Origin of the sequence: Bartonella sp. AC329YNZD (genome assembly GCF_042196685.1) — a bacterium.
GTDB lineage: Bacteria > Pseudomonadota > Alphaproteobacteria > Rhizobiales > Rhizobiaceae > Bartonella.
Map to the genome: position 1 here is coordinate 1 of NZ_JBHIQS010000114.1, position 633 is coordinate 633.

A 633-nucleotide genomic window follows, 5' to 3' on the forward strand; every position below is an offset into this window, starting at 1 on the left:
TTAAAGACGCATAGGATATTTTTTCCCTGTCTTAGGGTGAAGCGTGCGCTAATGGCATGGTCAGTTACCCTGTTGCCTCTTGTGGTTTTGGGAACTAGTGATTCTGTACCGTCATTGTTTACAATATAAATGGCAGGGATTTCTTGGTTGTCGGGAAAAGACAATGCTGTTGTTCCGCTATCCCTAATAGTGTCTCGATCTTCGATGATTGATTTATCACTCATGTTTTGTCCCCTTCAATTCCCGCTTATTTAAAGATCTGATGCAATTTTACGTTCAACAGCTGGTGAGGTGGTTTCGGTTTCTGGATTAATACCTTTTGGTTGATAGGCTTCGTTAAAGACGCATAGGATATTTTTTCCCTGTCTTAGGGTGAAGCGTGCGCTAATGGCATGGTCAGTTACCCTGTTGCCTCTTGTGGTTTTGGGAACTAGTGATTCTGTACCGTCATTGTTTACAATATAAATGGCAGGGATTTCTTGGTTGTCGGGAAAAGACAATGCTGTTGTTCCGCTATCCCTAATAGTGTCTCGATCTTCGATGATTGATTTATCACTCATGTTTTGTCCCCTTCAATTCCCGCTTATTTAAAGATCTGATGCAATTTTACGTTCAACAGCTGGTGAGGTGGTT

1 protein-coding gene and 1 pseudogene are annotated in these 633 nt (G+C 41.7%); both read right to left on the reverse strand.

Going from position 1 to position 633, the window contains the following annotated elements; all coding sequences use genetic code 11:
* Positions 1 to 224 (reverse strand): TrbG/VirB9 family P-type conjugative transfer protein (locus ACFIMW_RS09475; RefSeq protein WP_375697398.1); only part of this gene is annotated, 224 nt, incomplete at its 3' end.
* A 27-nt stretch (positions 225 to 251) separates the two neighbouring features.
* Positions 252 to 509: pseudogene (locus ACFIMW_RS09480) on the reverse strand (TrbG/VirB9 family P-type conjugative transfer protein); the annotation flags it as partial.
* Positions 510 to 633 lie beyond the last annotated feature (124 nt).